Here is a 15,732-nt window from a genome sequence, read left to right as displayed (position 1 = left end):
GTGGGCGGCCCACCAGCGCCGAAGCACGGGAGTCGTTGTCCCAGTCCAGGCCGTGGCCAGAGGCCGCATGGGCAACACCCTCATGTGTGATCCTGCTCGCTTCACTCACCGCAGAACGGAAGCATCCGCAAGCTTCTGCCGGTCCTTATCACTTCTAGTGATGTGGTGATCGCGGTGGTACTCGAGATCGCTCATCCGCTGCCTCGCATCGCCGGCACCGGCCAGGTAACCGAGCAGTTGGCCGACCCCATCCACGACCAGCCCGAAGCACAACGCCGGCAACACGCCCCGTGGCAGGTTCTCGTGCCGCCGCGTCCGGCGCAGTGTCGGGAGCACTCGTGACAGGCGCACGAGCGGAATGAGTGGCGCGGCCCCGGCATAAAACAACCGTCGCAATACGGACCAGTGACTCTCCTCCGCACGAGTTGCCGCAAACATGCGCCCGCAGTGAAACTGCGACGCCATCCAGGATGACGGCAGCGCGAAGTTCGTGTGCGACACTTTCGCCGCCGGTTGCAGGTAGAGCGCATATCCCTTGGCCCGGAGATCCCACTGCAGGACGGTTTCAGCCTCCAACATCGCTTCAAGCTCGTCGCCGTACCCCAGGAGAATCTCCCGCTTATAGCTGCTGTTGTGCCCCGGCAAGTGCGCGACCACCCCAGCTGGGGTCGAGTCGACCCACGGTGCGTACGCAATGAGAAAGTCGGCCCAACTGATGGGGCTGTCCGGGTTGGCATTACGCAAAACCGGCCCGACTGCAGCCCACGGCTGCCGGTGTGTTTCGATGAGCGCCGCCGCCCAGTCCGGATCGGGATAGGCGTGATCTTCAGCCAGGGCCACCACCGGTGCGCTCGCCCGCCGAATGCCGGCGGCGTTCGCCGTGCCCACCGACCGAATCGAGCCGACCTCGACCACACGAAAGCCGTGGAAACCTTCCAACTCCGACTCCTGCAGAGCGAGCTGTTCAAGCGAGGGCGCGACGATGACGATCTCGATCTGCTCTCGCACCGTTTGGGCGCGCAGATATCGTATCGTCGTCCGAATGGTTTCGTAGCGGTCCGGTGTGGCGATCACCACGGACATGGCAGGCAAACGACACTCGCTCGGCTCGGATGCGTTGGGGACCATCACGGGCGCGCAGCGACTCGGCTAGCGAAGAGGGGACCCATGTGCGGACCGGCTTGCTGAACCTGGCTGAGAGGGTAGGGGCGTAATCTTCGCCGGCGCCTGCGCGACTTTGACCGCCTGCCCCGACGCCGCTGAGTGCACGGCGGCGAGCGCCACCTGCAAGGCTCGGCGCCCATCAGTCAACGTACATTCCACTGGAGTGTCGTGCCGAACGGCATCGATGAAATGCCGCCACTCTGCCTGATACGACGCGACGTAATCACCTCCCTGACGCAGTCGCAGCACTGCTTGTGGAACCTCCCTGAGCGCCCGAGCCACGCCCTGCAGCCGCGTCCGAATGCCGCCCGGCGAATCCGACGTGCGACAGAAATCGAGGCCATCGAAGCGGTAGCACGACACCCGCAGACGACCGGCTTGCCCATAGATTTCCAACTCGTTGTCGGCGCTCGCCCTTAGCGAAAACACCGAGGCAGCCAGCACCCCATTCTCCATTTGTGCGGCGACAGTAGTCCGCTCGGCGGCCGATTGCTCACCCCAGCTCTTGGCCAGAACTTCTTCGACCTCGCTGCGCAGCAGAAAACGCCAGAGGTCGAAGTGATGCACGGCGTGCTCGAACAGGAGCCCACCTCCCAGTTCATGCTGCAGCCGCCATGGGGGGAGGTCTGGGCGGAAGTGGCTTCCGGCGGTGAACACCGTGCGCATCAGATCGAGCCCTCCCAAGCTTCCACGTTGGATGATTTCACGCGCTTGGCGTACGAGACGATGCCAGCGCATATTGAAGCCCACCATTGCCTTGTGGCGAGACTGTGCTGCGCGCTCGATGAGTCGCGCGGCGTCGTCCAGGTTCAGCGCCAGCGGTTTTTCAATGAACACGTGTTTCCCGGCGTCGAGGACGGCCAAGGCTACCTCGACATGGAACTGGGTTGGTACGCACACGGCGACGGCCTCTATCGTTGGAAGATCGAGCATGACGCGATAGTCGAGGCAGCGATTCTGGATGTGGAACCTTTCTGCCACCCGGTTGAGGCACTCGGCGTTGGTGTCGGAGATGGCGATGACCTCGGCATCGCCCATGCCGTGGAGGGCCGGGAGATGCCGTTCTTGCGCCACCCAGCCGCACCCGATCACCCCCAGTCCTAGCGGTCTCTTTCGGTTTGCCATTGAAGCTGAATCACTGACAACAGCTCCTACCGTGGCCAGGAGCCTTCTGCAACCGATGGTCCTCCCGAGGACAGGATCTCACCGCTATCTGATTGCAGTGATACCTCGCCAGTTCCGATCGGGTGGATGAACTGTTGGCAAGGAACGGATCCGACCGACGACAGCGGGCACCAGCAGAAACGTAGCGACAAGGGGGCGGTTAGCGGGGATGTACGCTAGCGCAACGCAGGCGATCTGAAAAAGGAGACTTTACACGTCGAACGTGTGCCCGAGCTTGGCGGCAAGTGCCTGGCACTGCTGACGCAGCCGCTCGACCTCGGCTGCGAGCGCTTCGAGCCGGGCGGCGAGATCTCCGACCGGCGTAGCGGGGCCGGGCAACTCGTGGCCGGCGCTGGCGTATGCCGGCGGCGGGGCATCGAGCGGATGAAGATCAGGGCTCAACAACTGCACGTAGCGTTCGGCGCGTGACCCCGGTGCCGGCGCGACGTGTTGCACGAAGCCGCGCTCAATCAGCGGGGCGAGGAGCGCCATGAGCTGGTCCAGCGACTCGATCGGCTGCATGCGGCTCGCACGCGTGCGGAGTTCGCCCGCGGTCTGCGGGCCACGCATGAGCAACTCGGCCAGGATCGCCAACTCCAGGACTTCAAGGCCGAGCCCGTCCTTGCCATTGTGGCAGTACTTCTCCACCCGACTGTTCGCCGGGAAGACCTTGCGTGCCAGGTATTTCTGCACCAGGCGCTCCAGCGCCATGGCCACGTGATCTTCGTCGAGGGACACCACCGGATCGCGATTGCTCTTCTGATTGGCGCCGTTGGTCGCGGCATTGATCGACAGCGGATACTGCTCCGGGGTCGTCAATGCCTTCTCGATCAGCACTCCGAATACCCGCGCCTCGTGAGGGTCCAACTGAATGTCGCGCTGCATGGGCCGGGCACGGTAGCAGAAAACACGGGACGGCGGAATCGGTGCGTGCTCCACTGCCTGCCACACCCACTCGCACTGCCGTTGACGGTACGCTAATCTGGCGCGCAGCCGCACCGTCACTCGCGGGCCACTGTTGACATGATGAGGAGCGACGAGACCGATGGCCGACGAATTCGATGACCTGCCCAAACCCGAGCCCAAGGAAATCGACGAGAAGCGCTCGCTCGAGCTGCGCTTCGTGGCGGAAGATGCGATCCTGCGCGCCAAGCCGAACGGTGACGAACACTGCCGGAATTGTCTCTACTACCTGAATCCGGATGAAGAGCTGTGCTACTGCTGGCACCCGAAGCTGCGCATTCTGGTGGGCGGCGAGTGGTGGTGCCAGTGGTGGGAGAAAATCCCCGAAGCGTGAAGAGCCGCATCCCCGCTGGGGGATGCAGGCCAGTACCCGGCGAGGCGAGAGGTGGTTACGCCGAGGCCCTCACGCCACCGTCAGCGTGGCGTCACAGGAGCCGTGCCGAGGCCCCACCCGGGACCGGGTCGACCCGATGCCACCCATCAAATTCAGTAGTCTTACGGATACACAAATACCAGGCAATCTGTAATAAGGAGCGACTCGATGTCGGCTCATATTGAGATCGGAGAGGTAACCCCTCAGTCTCGGTGGCGTGGCTTGGTGTCCTCTCCCGCGCTGAGCTGATGCGTGGGAGAGGGAGTCTCGATTGGCGGGACGATTCATCGTCCGAGAGGCCAGGCGCCACCAAGACTGAGGGATTACTCGGAGAGTTTCTTTTACCGTTGGAGGTGGCCTGGTGTGGCATAGTGGTGGATTGTTTGAACCCGAGGTCGTGCTGCCGGCGCAGTTGTTCGCTCCGCTGCGCGAGCAGCTAAGTAACAAGGGCGAGTGCAAACTTCTGGTTGCGGTATTGGAGGAAGCCGTCGAATGCTTTCAGAAGTATCTCCGTGCCAGTGAGCCTCCCAAGCGACGGCTGTTTCAGGAGGCGGAGCGTTGGATCATGTGCGAGGGCGATACACCCCCCGCATTTTCCTTCGACCACATCTGCGGCGTGCTAGGTATCGACCCCGACTATCTGCGACGCGGCTTGCAGCGCTGGCGTGACATGCAGACCGTACCGATGGCGGAGACGTCCGCAAGTGCATCGATTTCGTGGAGCGGCACCGGGCCGAGGCGAGCTTGTCACGAGAGTCTGCCAGACACAGCGCCGGACCCATCGAGCCGGCAAACGCCGCCGCCCGGTGAATCAGAATGAAGCTGAGTGCAGCGCCTCTGGGCTGACTTCCGAAGACTGCTGCTCCGACTGAGGTGTTGACGAGTAGCGCCGGGATCTTGGCAACGGTCTACCTCTCCCGTGTCGCAGCATCACTCTGTCGGACCGAAGGTGAGCTGGTAGGCAACGTAGCCCTGAAACTGATTGGGCCCCTGGAGTCCGCGACCTCCCGAAAGCAGCAAGTGCTGCAGGCCGCTCAGATCGATGACCAGCCCAACGTTGAACCGTGTCTCTGGCTCGCCACCCTCTTCTTGAACCGTGGTGTGAAACACCTCCGCGCCTGCGCTCACGCTCGGGAGGAAACGGCGCTGCACCTGCCACCCCAGAAAGCCCCAATCGTGGTTGCCGGCACCGGGATTGATCCAGTACCCGCCGCCTCCGTAGGTGGTCCAGGGGCCGAAGCTTTTTTGGAGCCATAGGGGAAGGAAGGCCTTCACCTGCCCGCTTCCTAGCCCTCGGTGCTCATCGCCGGTCGGAATCTCCAGGAGAGGGAAGGTTCCGACTTGCGGACGCGTGGACGTCTCGTGGAGGAAGCGGATCTTTGCTCCGAGTTCCGTGTCCCCGTACCCATAGGTCGTGCTGCCGTCGCCGGAGCGGAGAAACGACAGCGGCATGATGGCGTGAAGGTGGAGGTCGGGTAGTGCGCCGTAGTTCACTTCCAGGAGTGGTGCCGTGCCCGACCACTCCCCCGCGTCGTGCGAGAGGGCGGAAGCGAGGTACACCTCCCAGTGCTGGTACTCCACCGGCTCTGGATCGTCGGTGACGTAGGGAGGGCCAGCGAACACGGGCGCCCGAAGGAGACCAATCAGCGCGATCACGACGGCACAGCCCAACAGTCGCGGTGCCCGGCGAAATGGATGGCGTACGGCATCGCGCCCGCTCTCCTTCCGAGCCCAGTCACCACGAGTCTGATTCAACGTCATTCTCCTTCCACACCTCGGTGGACACAAAAGTCGGCCTGCCTCTTACTCTCGCCGCCCCTCCACGCGCAAGTTCATCCGCCAGCTGCGGAATTCGAGACCGTGGCCGTGACGACAAAATTGATCGACCCAACCCCAGTATGGACGCGTGGAACCGCTGACGAAACGTTGGAATGCCCAATGTGACGCCTATGCAGCCGTCACCCGTGGCCTGGAGCGCCCGCATAAGACTTGAGGGAGGTCACCCGCGCTTGGGAAGGCCAATGTAACGCATGGGGAGCCCTCACCCGCAGCTTGGAACGCCCGCATAACGCTTAAGCGGAGGTCAGCCACGCCCGGGAAGCGCGGCTACAGCGTTTCGAAGGGCTACCGAAGCGTTGCGCAGGGCGTCTAAAGGCTGTTGAACCCGTCACCCAGCATTGCACAAGAACTCCCAGCGGGAGGAATCGAAGAGATGCACGCCTATCTGACGCGGCGGATGGAAAACCTGACAGCTCTTTTGTAACCGTGTGGCGGCCCCCCCCCCGGCAGGGCCGCCAAGCTGGCACGAAGCCTGACGGAGGAGTCGCCGAGCGCGTAGGTCACCGCTGCGCATCTATACCGCACTCGCTGGATGCCGATCTGACCGCGTGGCGTAATCACACAAAAGGCACGTGGGAGAGTGGTTGAATGTTGTTTCTGGAGCGGGCTGGCGACCTGGCCACCGGACTCCCTTGTGGCTCAAGGGCTTCCGCCGACACCCCATAGTTTGGTAATTCTATGGGATTTCAGTGATTCGGGCAGCCGTTCAACGCGTTGTTCACCGCCGTGAGGATCTCGTCAACGGTGATCTGGCCATCGTGATTCGCATCGCCGGCCTCGCAGTTGAGGAGCGGCGTGTTGCCGAGGGCGATGTTCACCATCGTCAGAATCTCGTCAACCGGTCACGTGGCGGTCGCTGCTGCAGTCGCCTTCACACGTCGTTGGTGAGGCTGGGACCGAGTTGTACTCGTACGCGCCGATGGAGCAGCTTGTGGCGCCATCACCCGGCCGGACGTAGCCGCGCTGGTCGAGGTTGTTCACCGGCGGCGCCGCGCAGACCGACTCGTCTCCAGCGTTGACCGCCGGGCTGCCCGCTTGGAGCGCGATGGTTTGGGTCGGTCCGCCGTTGTTAGCCAAACCTGCCGGGTCGAGGTGGGGGTTGGTGCCACAGAACGAGCTGCCGCTGGTACTGGTGCAGCCGGTGCCCGTGAAACCACACGTCGTGCCGTCGTCGATGTTGTCGCCTCCATCAGTAACGCTGCCGGCACAATTGCCGCCCGAGGTGCTATTGGCGACGATAGTGTTGGTGACCGTCAGCGTGCCGCCGCTGTACACGCTGTAGTTGAACATGCCGCCGCCGCCGACCGCGCTATTGTCGAAGAAGGTGCTGCTGGTGACCGTCACCGTGCCGCCGTTGTTGTAGATGCCGCCGCCGCCGCCGCCGTTCGCGCTATTGTCAAAGAAGGTGCTGTTGGTGACCGTCAGCGTGCCGCCGTCGTTGTAGATGCCGCCGCCGGCGGCGCCGTAGTAGAACCTGTTCGCCCTATTGCTGGAGAAGGTGCTGTTGGTGACCGTCAGCGTGCCGTAGCTGTAGATGCCGCCGCCGCTACTCGTGCTACTGCCGTTGGCGATGGTCAGGTTCTGGACCGTGAACGTGACGCCAGTGTTCACGGAGAAGACGCCCACGCTGTACCCGCCGCTGATCGTGATCGGACTCCCGCCATCAATGGTGGTGTCGGCGCTAATGGTCTTGATGCTGGTGACGGTAATCGTGGCGGCGCCGCCGCAGTTGAAGGTCACGGTGCCGTCGAAACTCAAGCCGCCTGGGAGGCAGGCAGTCAGCGCTGCCTCGGTGCAGCTCCCACCCGAGCCGGTGCCCACGACGCACGCCAGGGCGCGCGAGGGCAGAGTGAGACAGTGCAGGAGCAGAGCCAGCCCTAAGCCGCCGCAGCGCAATGCTCTCTTCCTCATTGTCGCCTGATACCCTCTCTTGCCGCCTCGGCCTATATCACGAGTCGGGCCGTCAATTCCAAACAGCCGGGCGGGGGTGAGCTGGCGCGTTCCACCTAAATAGCTGTAATCCCGTTACTCGGTGGACGCTTAGCAGGCGTGCGCCTTCGACCACTCGGCCACCTCTCCAAGCGAAAATGACGTGGTTTCCTTAGATCTGGCAGCATGTCACTGCAACTGGCGACCGATAAATTCACATCGTTTCTCATACCGGCGACACTCATTCCCGCGCGATTCACACCGCCCTGCGCGGGTACCGTTGACAGTGAGAGCGAGGTTCGATATAGGGCCTTTTAAGGTGTAGGTAGGTCCGGTCAGCAGATTCACGGCTCGGCCGGATTTTTTTATGCGCCAGACACTAGTGCATGGGTAAGTGCTGGACTTGCCTGAGTTTTAAATTCAAAGGAGGACCGTGAGGATGGCAGAGAAGAAGGCAAAGACCGCCGAGAAGTCGGGTATGGTGAACACGAAACGTATGTGTCCCAGCTGTGGCACGGAGGGCCGGGTGACGTATTTCGCCGGTTTTGGACGAAAGGGATTCTTCTGGGTCTGCGATAAGAACTGCGGCTACGTCGAACGGACACGGTGAGACTGCTGGGAGAAGTCCATGGGACGGACACCAAAGAAGTACAAGGTCAAGAAGGGCACGCATATCTTTGAAGACGACGCCGGCGGCGAAGTTGAAGAAGAAGGGGATCTACCAAAGGACGAAGCGGGCCGTCGCAAGATCAAGCGTCAGTACGAAGACCTCCTCGGCATCCGCGTCCAGAAGCTCAAGGGGCGCATTCTGAATCGCGAGCGCATCAATAAGACCATCGAGGGCGTGTACTTCATTTGCGCCGAATGCAAGAAAGTCTGCCACAACATCGATGAGGGCCTCGTCGAAGATCCAGACAACGTGCGCAACCTGTGCGGGGCCTGCGGGAAGACGAAGGCCAAAGGCAAGCAGGTCGCTGCCTGAGGCCGGCCTCTTTGAGGCTGCTGACGAATTTCAGCTAGCCTGCCGCTGGCTCAGTTTCGCGCAACCCGTTCAGAAACTCCGCAAAGTCAGCCGGCAAGGGACAGCACACCTCGAGCGGCTGCCGGGTGTCGGGATGCGTGAGCGATAGTTTCGCGGCGTGGAGGAGCTGGCGTGGAGCGCGCCGCACCGGGCTACCGTAGAGCCGATCCCCAATGATCGGATGGCCGGCGGAAGCCAGATGCACGCGGATCTGATGCATTACGCCCGTGGGAATCTCCACCGCCACTAACGTAGTGTCGCGAAAGCGCTCCAGCGGACGGAAATGAGTCACGGCTTGGCGCGGGCGCGAGACCCGTCCAGACGACGGCGCCACCCGCATTTTGCGCCGGTTACGGCGGTCGTGGGCAATCGCGGTGCGAACGACCCCTGGTGCGGCAATGTGCCCCTCGACCAGCGCCAGATACTCCTTGCCGACACGATGGCGGGCAAACTCCTGCCGCAGAAAACGGTAGGCGTCAGCGGTGCGCGCGGCCAGCAGGACCCCCGAGGTGTTGACGTCGAGACGATGAACCAAGCCGGCTTCTTGTGTGCTTTTCCCGACGGCGGCGAGCTCCGGATATTTCGCGAGCAGAAAATTCGCCACCGTATCCATCTCATGTGCGCGCAGCGCCTGTGACGGCATGCCCGCAAGCTTGTCCACGGCGATCACCGCAGCATCTTCGTACAGAACGCGCAGCGCCAGCTGCGCATTCGGCTGCAATGCGGGTGGCGCAAACAGCTCTTCGGCCACTTGGATCAGGTCGTTGTCCCTGACGAGTTGTCCTTTGCGTGCCCGCCGGTCATTAATGCGGACCTCCCCGCCGGCAATTGCGCGCTGGGCCGTACGGCGGGAGCAGTGCGGCACGTGTTGCGCCAGGAACACGTCGAGTCGCACCGGCGCGGTAGCGGGTGGCACCCTAATCGCGCGCACGCCGAATTCTAATTGTTCTTCTATTGCCACTTCAAGGTTGACTATAAGGATGCAGAGAAGGAGCAGCAATGGATTGGAACCAGTGGCGCCTGGAGTTTCCCATCACCGAGCATCTCACCCACTTCAACCATGCCGGCGTCTCTCCGGTGTCGCGTCGCGTGGCCGCTGCGGTCACCGCCTTCATCAACGAGGCGACCGTGGTGACCTCCGCCGCACAGCGGCGTTGGGAGGCGCGTAGTGAAGCGATCCGCGCTGCCTTCGCGCGTTTGGTGGGCGCCCAGCCAGATGAGATCGCCTTTGTAAAGAACACCTCTGAGGGGCTGTCACTGGTCGCCGCCGGGTTGGACTGGCACCAGGGCGACAACGTGATCGCGGTCGAAGGGGAGTACCCATCCAACGTGTATCCTTGGTTCGGGTTGCGCCGTTGGGGTGTGGAAACCCGAATGGTTCGTCCGGTGCAAGGGCGGGTGCGGGTGGAAGACGTGCGGGGGCTCACGGATGCGCGCACCCGGGTGATCTCGGTCAGCTTCGTGGACTGGAACAGTGGCGGGCGCACCAATTTGCGCCCGATCGGGGAGTTTTGTCGCAAGCAGGGCGTGCTCTTCTGTGTTGATGGCATTCAGGGCGTCGGAGCCGTCCGCCTCGATGTCGAGGGCGAACTCATCGACTGTCTCGCCGTCGGTGGACACAAATGGTTACTGGCGCCCGAGGGCTGCGGCTGTCTCTTCGTGTCCCGTCGGGTCATCGATCGTATCCGGTCCGTGCTGCATGGATGGAAGAGTGTGCGGGATGCGGACACCTATCTTCCCTATCACTTTGATCCGCGACCCGACGCGGCGAAATTCGAGCCAGGAAGCCCATCGGTGCTGGGCACCTACGCCTTGGGAGCGGCTATCGATTTGCTCCTGGAAATCGGCCCCGATCGGATCGAGCGCCGCTTGTTCGAGCTCACCGATAGGTTGGCCGACGGATTGCGCGCGCGCGGGGCGCGGATCGTGAGTCCGTGGGAAGCTGATGCGCGTTCCGGGATTGTGGTGTTTCAGCGCGGGGAAGATCCGCAGGGTCTGTGCGCCGAGCTGATTCGTCGCGGGTTCATCGTGCGTGTCCGCGGCGGTGGCCTCCGGGTGGCCCCGCATTTCTACAACAACGAGGACGACATCGATCGGCTGCTGCAGGCGCTCGACGATCTGCGCCTGGGCTAAGGCCCACTGTTCGGCCGTCTCCTGCGGTGGAGGCATGGCTTGGCCTCCACAAGATGGCACTGCCATTCTGCCTGCTAGTGTGCCGGGGAGCACAACCGGGTATCGCCGCGCTCGGCGGAGCTATGCTATGGGAGGTCGTTGAACGGACTCGATGAGCGCGCCTGCACCCACATCCGAAGTTCCACCGCCGACAGATCCGATATATCCCGGTCCAATGCGCCGCCTGGGGTTCTTGCCCGGGCTGTTGTGCCGCAAGTTCTTCTCGCAGGTACGAATTGACGCGGAAGCGACCGAACGCATTCGGGCGCTGGCCGCACGCGGCAGCGTCGTGTACGTGATGCGATATCGCTCGCTGGTCGATTACCTCCTGGTTGCGTTCATCTTCTTGCGCGAAGGCTTGCCGCTGCCCGAGTTTGTTTCGGACGTCTCCACTCTTCTCTTGCGGCCACTGAGCGAGATCGTCGCCATGCTGCGAAAGCGGCTCAAGCAGGCACGCGTGTTCGGAAAAGAATTGCGACACTTCGAGGACCGCGACCGCTGCCAGCGCTTGGTCAGCCGCGGCCGGCCGGTGCTGATTTTCATGCGCAGCCGTGCTCCGGGCATGCGTTTGCTCGAGGGCCGCCGCGCGGCCTTGAGCCGCGTCCGCACCGGCACCGATTACCTGAGCGAGATCGTCCACGCCGGATGGTCCAAAGAACGCGAGGTGTTCCTGGTCCCGCTCGCCGTGTTGCGCGGCTGGGGCTTTCGGCGTCGTGAGTCGCGCCTGGCGACACTTGTGTACAGCGTGCAAGAAGCGCCGGGCGAAGCCAAACGTCTGCTATCGCTGCTCTGGAACGCTCGGGAGACGAGCATCATCGTCGGCAAAGAGGTCCATCTCGCGCAATTCACCCAGCGCTACCGGCAAGAGAGCGAGGAGCGCATCGTGCGCCGGCTGGCGCGGGCTCTGCAGATCTTTCTGCACCGCGAGGAGCGCGTCGTGGCGGGTCCCACGCTGCTGCCGAAGCGGGTAGTGCGGCAGATAGTGGTGCGGGGCGAGGAGCTGAGCGCGGTGATTCGCCGCTTAGCTCAAGAACGCAACCAGCCCGAATCGCAGCTGTGGCGCACCGCCGAACGCTACTTCGACGAGATGGCGGCGAGCTTCCACAGCACCTACTTCGCCTTCCTGGAGTTCGTCTTCAATCGTATTTGGCCGCGGGTGTTCCAGGGCTTCGAATACAGCGGGATCGAGAAGATCACCGAGTGCGCCAAACGGCATCCGGTGGTCCTCGTCCCGTGCCACCGCAGCCATTTCGACTATTTGATTTTGTCGTACCTGTTTCACGCGAACTACCTCAGCCCGCCCCACATTGCCGCCGGCATCAATCTCTCCTTCTGGCCCCTGGGTCCGCTCTTTCGCGGCGCGGGCGCGTACTTCATTCGCCGGAGCTTCGAGGGCAACGAACTCTACAAGACGGTGTTTCGCAACTACCTCACGTATCTCATCCGGGAGGGATACACGCAGGAGTTTTTCATCGAAGGCGGCCGCAGCCGCACCGGCAAAATCCTTACGCCCAAGCTCGGCATGTTGTCGGCGATCGTCGGCGCCTTCGTCTCCGGCGTGCGCCGCGATCTGTATCTGGTGCCGGTCTCCATCCACTACGGCCGCATCGTCGAGGAAGAGGCCTACAAGCGCGAGTTGGTCGGCGCCGAGAAAGAGAAGGAGTCGCTCTGGGCGCTGCTGAAGGCGCGGACGCTGTTGCGCCAGAAATACGGCACGGTGTACGTCACCTTTGCCGACCCGATTTCCCTGAACGAAGCGCTCGGTGAACGGAAGGAGCGCTTGCGCCTCGGCGGTAATGATCCGGTCGTCGAGGAAGAGAAGCGCCGCTTCACCCGGAAACTCGGCTTTCGGATCTTACGTGAGGTCAACGCCGTGACCGTCGTCGGCGCCACTTCGGTGTCTTCGACCGTCTTGCTCAGCTCGCCGCATGCGGCCTTGCGCCATGCCCAATTTCTCGCCGCCGCGCAGACCTTGCTCCGACTTCTGCGGCACCAAGGCGTTGCCATCACGGCTTCGCTGGAACGCAACGCAGCAGACTTCAAAGAGAACCTCGGGTTTCTCGAGTCGGGCGGCTTGATCCAGCGCCTGCCGGGCGAGGAGGGCGTGATCCACGTTGCGCCGGGGAAGCGCATCATTTTAGATTTCTACAAGAACAACTCCATCCATTTCTTTTTGCTGCCCGCGATCCTCTCCCGGGCGCTCACGACCGGCCGGCAAGGGGCCGCGCTCAAGGATGAGGTGAGCTGGTGGCTCGACCTGTACCGGTGGGAGTTTGCCTTGCCTGAGCGGGAGGCGGTGGCGGTCGAATTGGGGCGGCTGCTCGAATATTTCCGCGCTCAAGGGGCGATTCGCTCCGGCGACGGTGACGTAGCCGATCCGGAGCACCCGCTGATCCGCACCACCGCCGGCATCCTCGACAACTTCTGCGAGGCCTACTGGATCACCGCACAGGCGTTGATGCAGCTGAAAGCAGCGGGACTGACACAAAGATCTTTGCTGGAGGCGGCACGCCGACGGTACGCAACCGGTTTGCTACTAGGCGATGTGCGCCGGCCGGAAGGCAACTCCGCAGTCAGCATCGGCAATGCCATCAGCCGTTACACGGAAGTGGGTTTCATCACGGTCACGGCCGGCCAGAAAGGACGCGAGCGTCTGGTTCGGCCGGGCCCTCAGTTCGCGGACCTGAGCGGTGTCGAACGACGCTTGGCAGCGAACCTGCGGCCCCCCCGAGAGAACGAGACAAGGGTAGTTGAATTGGGGGGCGGGGCGCCGTACACTCAGCGTAGAAGTTCGGCGTTGAGGACGTGAAGTGATCCACGTAGTTCGCAGCCGCCGGTTGCGTGTCTCGGCCCTGTTGGTGCTTGGCGCGTTCAGCGTGGCGGCGTGTCGCAGCCCAGACAAGAGTGACGTCGAGGTGGAGATCGGGAGCGTCGGCTTCGACAGCGCGTTGCATGCTCCGGTAGTCGTCCTGCGGGACCATGATCGGAAGGTGGCGCTGCCGATTTGGATCGGACCGGCGGAAGCGCAAGCGATCGTCATGCAGTTGCAAGGAATCAACCCGCCCCGGCCGATGACGCACGACTTGGTCAAACAGATCCTCGACGGCGCCGGCGTGGAGTTCCAGAAGGTCTTGATTCAGGAGGTGAAAGACAGCACGTACTTTGCCCGGATCTTCCTGCACGTGGGGCGGCATGAGCTGCAGGTCGACAGCCGGCCGAGCGACGCGATCGCGTTAGCCGTGCGCTTCCATAAGCCTATTTTTGTCACGCGGGTCTTGATGAAAAGCGAGTCAGCGATTGACCTGGCGCATTACGTACCGACCGCGAGCACGGCGAAATTCTCAGGCGTCACCGTGCAAAACCTGACCGCCGAGCTGGCCGCATATTTCAATGTGCCTGCCGGTCAGGGAGTCATCGTTGCCGACGTGGCCAGTGATGCCCCGCAGGGATTGCAGCGCGGCGACGTCATTCTGGAGATGAATGGTACCGCGGTGACCGGGGTGGGCGATCTCACCCAGCGCCTGCAGACGATGCCGAACAGCGCGGCAGCGCGCCTGTCGGTGCAACGCGGCGCGAAGCGGATTCCGGTGCAGTTCGCCGGCTCCGAACCGACGACACGCTAAGCCGTGGCTGGCGCGGCGAGTTCCACCAGTTCATCAGCCCGAGATACCTGCGTCCGGCTTCGATGTTCCATGCGGCCAAACTGATACAGGCGCTGGGCTTCGCCGACGTTGCCTACGCGCTCTTTACTGGACTCACGGAGGAGCACGGCACCGGAAGTGAGTTGAAACTGATGACGGTCGGCGTGGTGATCTTCTTCGTCGGCCGCTTCTTGGAGCACAGGGCTTCGAGGTGACGGGTCACTCGTGAGCCATGCCACGCGAGTAACGGCGATGAGACGCGATCGATTACTGAAACGCCAGCAACCGGACGAGGATGAGGATGGCGGTGGCCAACAAACGGCCACGCATTGAACATCGACCGGTGGGGCACGGAGGCTTGCCAGCTTCGCGGTCTCACACTCCGTCTCTTGCGCTTCGGTGGGACGACTGACAGAAATAGTGAGCTGACGACGCCGCCGTCTTCGTCGTTTTCGCCGCTGAGACAGAGCCAACAAGTGACCGCATGATTCCGCAGCCGCAGACACTGGAACTCGATCTCACCCGCGTGCAGCGGCGCGCCATGGATTTCCTCGCCTTGGCAAAACCACGGGTCGTGATGATGGTGCTCGTGACCACCTACGTCGGGTTCTATCTCGGCACACGCGCTGCGGTGGATTACTCGCAGCTCCTGCGCACGCTGATCGGGACGGCGTTGGCCGCCGGCGGCACCCTGGCGCTGAATCAGTTCCTTGAACGCGACGTCGACGCCCGGATGCAGCGAACGCGCTTGCGGCCGTTGCCGGACGGCCGACTGCAGCCCGCCGAAGCCCTGATTTTCGGCAGCGCCATCACGCTTGCCGGGATTCTGTATCTGGCGGTCGGCGTAAACTTGCTCAGCGCGGCGGTGACCGCAGCGACCTCCGTCAGCTACCTGTGCTTGTACACACCGCTGAAACGGAAGACTTCACTGTGTAGCCTTGTGGGCGCGGTGCCGGGTGCTTTGCCCCCAGTCACCGGATGGGTCGCTGCCCACGACGGCTTCGGCATCGAGGCCTGGATCCTCTTCGCCATCTTGTTTCTGTGGCAGCTGCCACACTCGCTGGCGATCGCGCGGCTGTACCGGGACGACTACGTCCGGGCCGGTATCCGCTTCCTGCCAATCGTGGAGCCAGACGGCAGGAGTACCGGACGCCAGATCGTGATCAACTGCATCGCGCTGTTGCCGGTCGGCATGCTGCCCACGTTGGTCGGCCTCGCCGGCCCTGCCTACTTCGTTGCCGCGCTGGTTTTTGGAATAGTATTTCTCGGTTATGCCGTCGCCTTCGCTGTCTCACGCACGGCACCGGCAGCTCGCCAGCTTCTGCTCGCCTCGCTGCTCTACCTGCCGGCGGTGCTGATCGTCATGGCGCTGGACAAGATTCCATTCTAGGTGGTGCGGGAGGGGAAAACGACAGCGGCGGCGATCTGATCACGCACACGGACCATCTCGTACTGGTCGATCGCGA

The 15,732-nt window shown here is 62.9% G+C and carries 16 protein-coding genes; 9 read left to right on the top strand and 7 right to left on the bottom strand.

Annotated elements, in window-relative coordinates; genetic code table 11:
* Positions 1-105: 105 nt before the first annotated feature.
* From VF515_14540 to VF515_14530, 3 genes are all read right to left on the bottom strand, one after another.
* Entirely contained in the window at positions 106-1,083 is a 978-nt protein-coding gene (locus VF515_14540) for a glycosyltransferase (protein HEX7408850.1), read from the bottom strand.
* 66 nt (positions 1,084-1,149) lie between these two features.
* A complete protein-coding gene (locus VF515_14535) occupies positions 1,150-2,289 on the bottom strand; it encodes a Gfo/Idh/MocA family oxidoreductase (GenBank protein ID HEX7408849.1) in 1,140 nt (379 codons plus the stop codon).
* Between the two features lie 249 nt (positions 2,290-2,538).
* Positions 2,539-3,213, bottom strand: coding sequence for a DUF480 domain-containing protein (locus tag VF515_14530; GenBank protein ID HEX7408848.1), 675 nt, complete (start codon positions 3,211-3,213; stop codon positions 2,539-2,541).
* 160 nt (positions 3,214-3,373) lie between these two features.
* Between VF515_14530 and VF515_14525 the strand changes: the two genes are divergently transcribed.
* Together VF515_14525 and VF515_14520 are read left to right on the top strand one after the other, a co-directional pair.
* Complete coding sequence (locus VF515_14525; GenBank protein HEX7408847.1) at positions 3,374-3,625, top strand: hypothetical protein; 252 nt, start codon at positions 3,374-3,376, stop codon at positions 3,623-3,625.
* A gap of 400 nt (positions 3,626-4,025) precedes the next feature.
* A complete protein-coding gene (locus VF515_14520) occupies positions 4,026-4,484 on the top strand; it encodes a hypothetical protein (protein ID HEX7408846.1) in 459 nt (152 codons plus the stop codon).
* A gap of 110 nt (positions 4,485-4,594) precedes the next feature.
* Here the strand turns inward: VF515_14520 and VF515_14515 are convergent, their stop codons facing one another.
* The 3 genes from VF515_14515 to VF515_14505 all read right to left on the bottom strand — a co-directional run bounded on the left by VF515_14515 (position 4,595) and on the right by VF515_14505 (position 7,414).
* Positions 4,595-5,419 (bottom strand): hypothetical protein, encoded by an 825-nt coding sequence (locus tag VF515_14515; GenBank protein ID HEX7408845.1) that lies wholly within the window; start codon positions 5,417-5,419, stop codon positions 4,595-4,597.
* A gap of 770 nt (positions 5,420-6,189) precedes the next feature.
* Complete coding sequence (locus tag VF515_14510; GenBank protein HEX7408844.1) at positions 6,190-6,324, bottom strand: hypothetical protein; 135 nt, start codon at positions 6,322-6,324, stop codon at positions 6,190-6,192.
* A 13-nt stretch (positions 6,325-6,337) separates the two neighbouring features.
* Positions 6,338-7,414: a choice-of-anchor Q domain-containing protein gene (locus VF515_14505; protein ID HEX7408843.1), complete on the bottom strand. Its 1,077-nt coding sequence runs from the start codon at positions 7,412-7,414 to the stop codon at positions 6,338-6,340.
* 457 nt (positions 7,415-7,871) lie between these two features.
* On the opposite strand from VF515_14505, the gene VF515_14500 reads away from it, so the two are divergent.
* Entirely contained in the window at positions 7,872-8,042 is a 171-nt protein-coding gene (locus VF515_14500; protein ID HEX7408842.1) for a hypothetical protein, read from the top strand.
* Positions 8,043-8,060: 18 nt separating this feature from the next.
* Positions 8,061-8,414 (top strand): hypothetical protein, encoded by a 354-nt coding sequence (locus tag VF515_14495; GenBank protein ID HEX7408841.1) that lies wholly within the window; start codon positions 8,061-8,063, stop codon positions 8,412-8,414.
* 34 nt (positions 8,415-8,448) lie between these two features.
* Here VF515_14495 and VF515_14490 read toward each other — a convergent pair whose 3' ends face one another.
* Positions 8,449-9,384: an RluA family pseudouridine synthase gene (locus tag VF515_14490; GenBank protein HEX7408840.1), complete on the bottom strand. Its 936-nt coding sequence runs from the start codon at positions 9,382-9,384 to the stop codon at positions 8,449-8,451.
* Between the two features lie 68 nt (positions 9,385-9,452).
* On the opposite strand from VF515_14490, the gene VF515_14485 reads away from it, so the two are divergent.
* The 5 genes from VF515_14485 (at position 9,453) to cyoE (ending at position 15,656) form a co-directional block, all read left to right on the top strand.
* Positions 9,453-10,586, top strand: a complete 1,134-nt coding sequence (locus VF515_14485) for an aminotransferase class V-fold PLP-dependent enzyme (GenBank protein HEX7408839.1) — start codon at positions 9,453-9,455, stop codon at positions 10,584-10,586.
* A 214-nt stretch (positions 10,587-10,800) separates the two neighbouring features.
* Positions 10,801-13,434 (top strand): 1-acyl-sn-glycerol-3-phosphate acyltransferase, encoded by a 2,634-nt coding sequence (locus VF515_14480; GenBank protein ID HEX7408838.1) that lies wholly within the window; start codon positions 10,801-10,803, stop codon positions 13,432-13,434.
* A 1-nt stretch (position 13,435) separates the two neighbouring features.
* The gene (locus VF515_14475; protein ID HEX7408837.1) at positions 13,436-14,248 is read left to right on the top strand and encodes a bifunctional nuclease domain-containing protein; all 813 of its coding nucleotides are present in this window, start codon (positions 13,436-13,438) and stop codon (positions 14,246-14,248) included.
* A gap of 62 nt (positions 14,249-14,310) precedes the next feature.
* On the top strand, positions 14,311-14,481 hold the full coding sequence (locus VF515_14470; protein ID HEX7408836.1) for a hypothetical protein: 171 nt from the start codon (positions 14,311-14,313) through the stop codon (positions 14,479-14,481).
* 269 nt (positions 14,482-14,750) lie between these two features.
* Positions 14,751-15,656: a heme o synthase gene (gene cyoE, locus VF515_14465; GenBank protein HEX7408835.1), complete on the top strand. Its 906-nt coding sequence runs from the start codon at positions 14,751-14,753 to the stop codon at positions 15,654-15,656.
* Positions 15,657-15,732 lie beyond the last annotated feature (76 nt).

This window comes from Candidatus Binatia bacterium, from assembly GCA_036382395.1.
Lineage (GTDB): Bacteria > Desulfobacterota > Binatia > HRBIN30 > HRBIN30 > JAGDMS01.
This window is presented reverse-complemented; position numbering and strand designations above follow the sequence as displayed.

What these genes read in the sequence shown, in the direction of transcription:
- VF515_14530 (HEX7408848.1), bottom strand. Translation starts at nt 3,213, where the DNA reads ATGCAGCGCGACATTCAGTTGGACCCTCACGAGGCGCGGGTATTCGGA.
- VF515_14505 (HEX7408843.1), bottom strand. Translation starts at nt 7,414, where the DNA reads ATGAGGAAGAGAGCATTGCGCTGCGGCGGCTTAGGGCTGGCTCTGCTC.
- cyoE (HEX7408835.1), top strand. Translation starts at nt 14,751, where the DNA reads ATGATTCCGCAGCCGCAGACACTGGAACTCGATCTCACCCGCGTGCAG.
- VF515_14485 (HEX7408839.1), top strand. Translation starts at nt 9,453, where the DNA reads ATGGATTGGAACCAGTGGCGCCTGGAGTTTCCCATCACCGAGCATCTC.
- VF515_14480 (HEX7408838.1), top strand. Translation starts at nt 10,801, where the DNA reads ATGCGCCGCCTGGGGTTCTTGCCCGGGCTGTTGTGCCGCAAGTTCTTC.
- VF515_14525 (HEX7408847.1), top strand. Translation starts at nt 3,374, where the DNA reads ATGGCCGACGAATTCGATGACCTGCCCAAACCCGAGCCCAAGGAAATC.
- VF515_14540 (HEX7408850.1), bottom strand. Translation starts at nt 1,083, where the DNA reads ATGTCCGTGGTGATCGCCACACCGGACCGCTACGAAACCATTCGGACG.
- VF515_14500 (HEX7408842.1), top strand. Translation starts at nt 7,872, where the DNA reads ATGGCAGAGAAGAAGGCAAAGACCGCCGAGAAGTCGGGTATGGTGAAC.
- VF515_14495 (HEX7408841.1), top strand. Translation starts at nt 8,061, where the DNA reads ATGGGACGGACACCAAAGAAGTACAAGGTCAAGAAGGGCACGCATATC.
- VF515_14535 (HEX7408849.1), bottom strand. Translation starts at nt 2,289, where the DNA reads ATGGCAAACCGAAAGAGACCGCTAGGACTGGGGGTGATCGGGTGCGGC.
- VF515_14510 (HEX7408844.1), bottom strand. Translation starts at nt 6,324, where the DNA reads ATGGTGAACATCGCCCTCGGCAACACGCCGCTCCTCAACTGCGAGGCC.
- VF515_14470 (HEX7408836.1), top strand. Translation starts at nt 14,311, where the DNA reads ATGTTCCATGCGGCCAAACTGATACAGGCGCTGGGCTTCGCCGACGTT.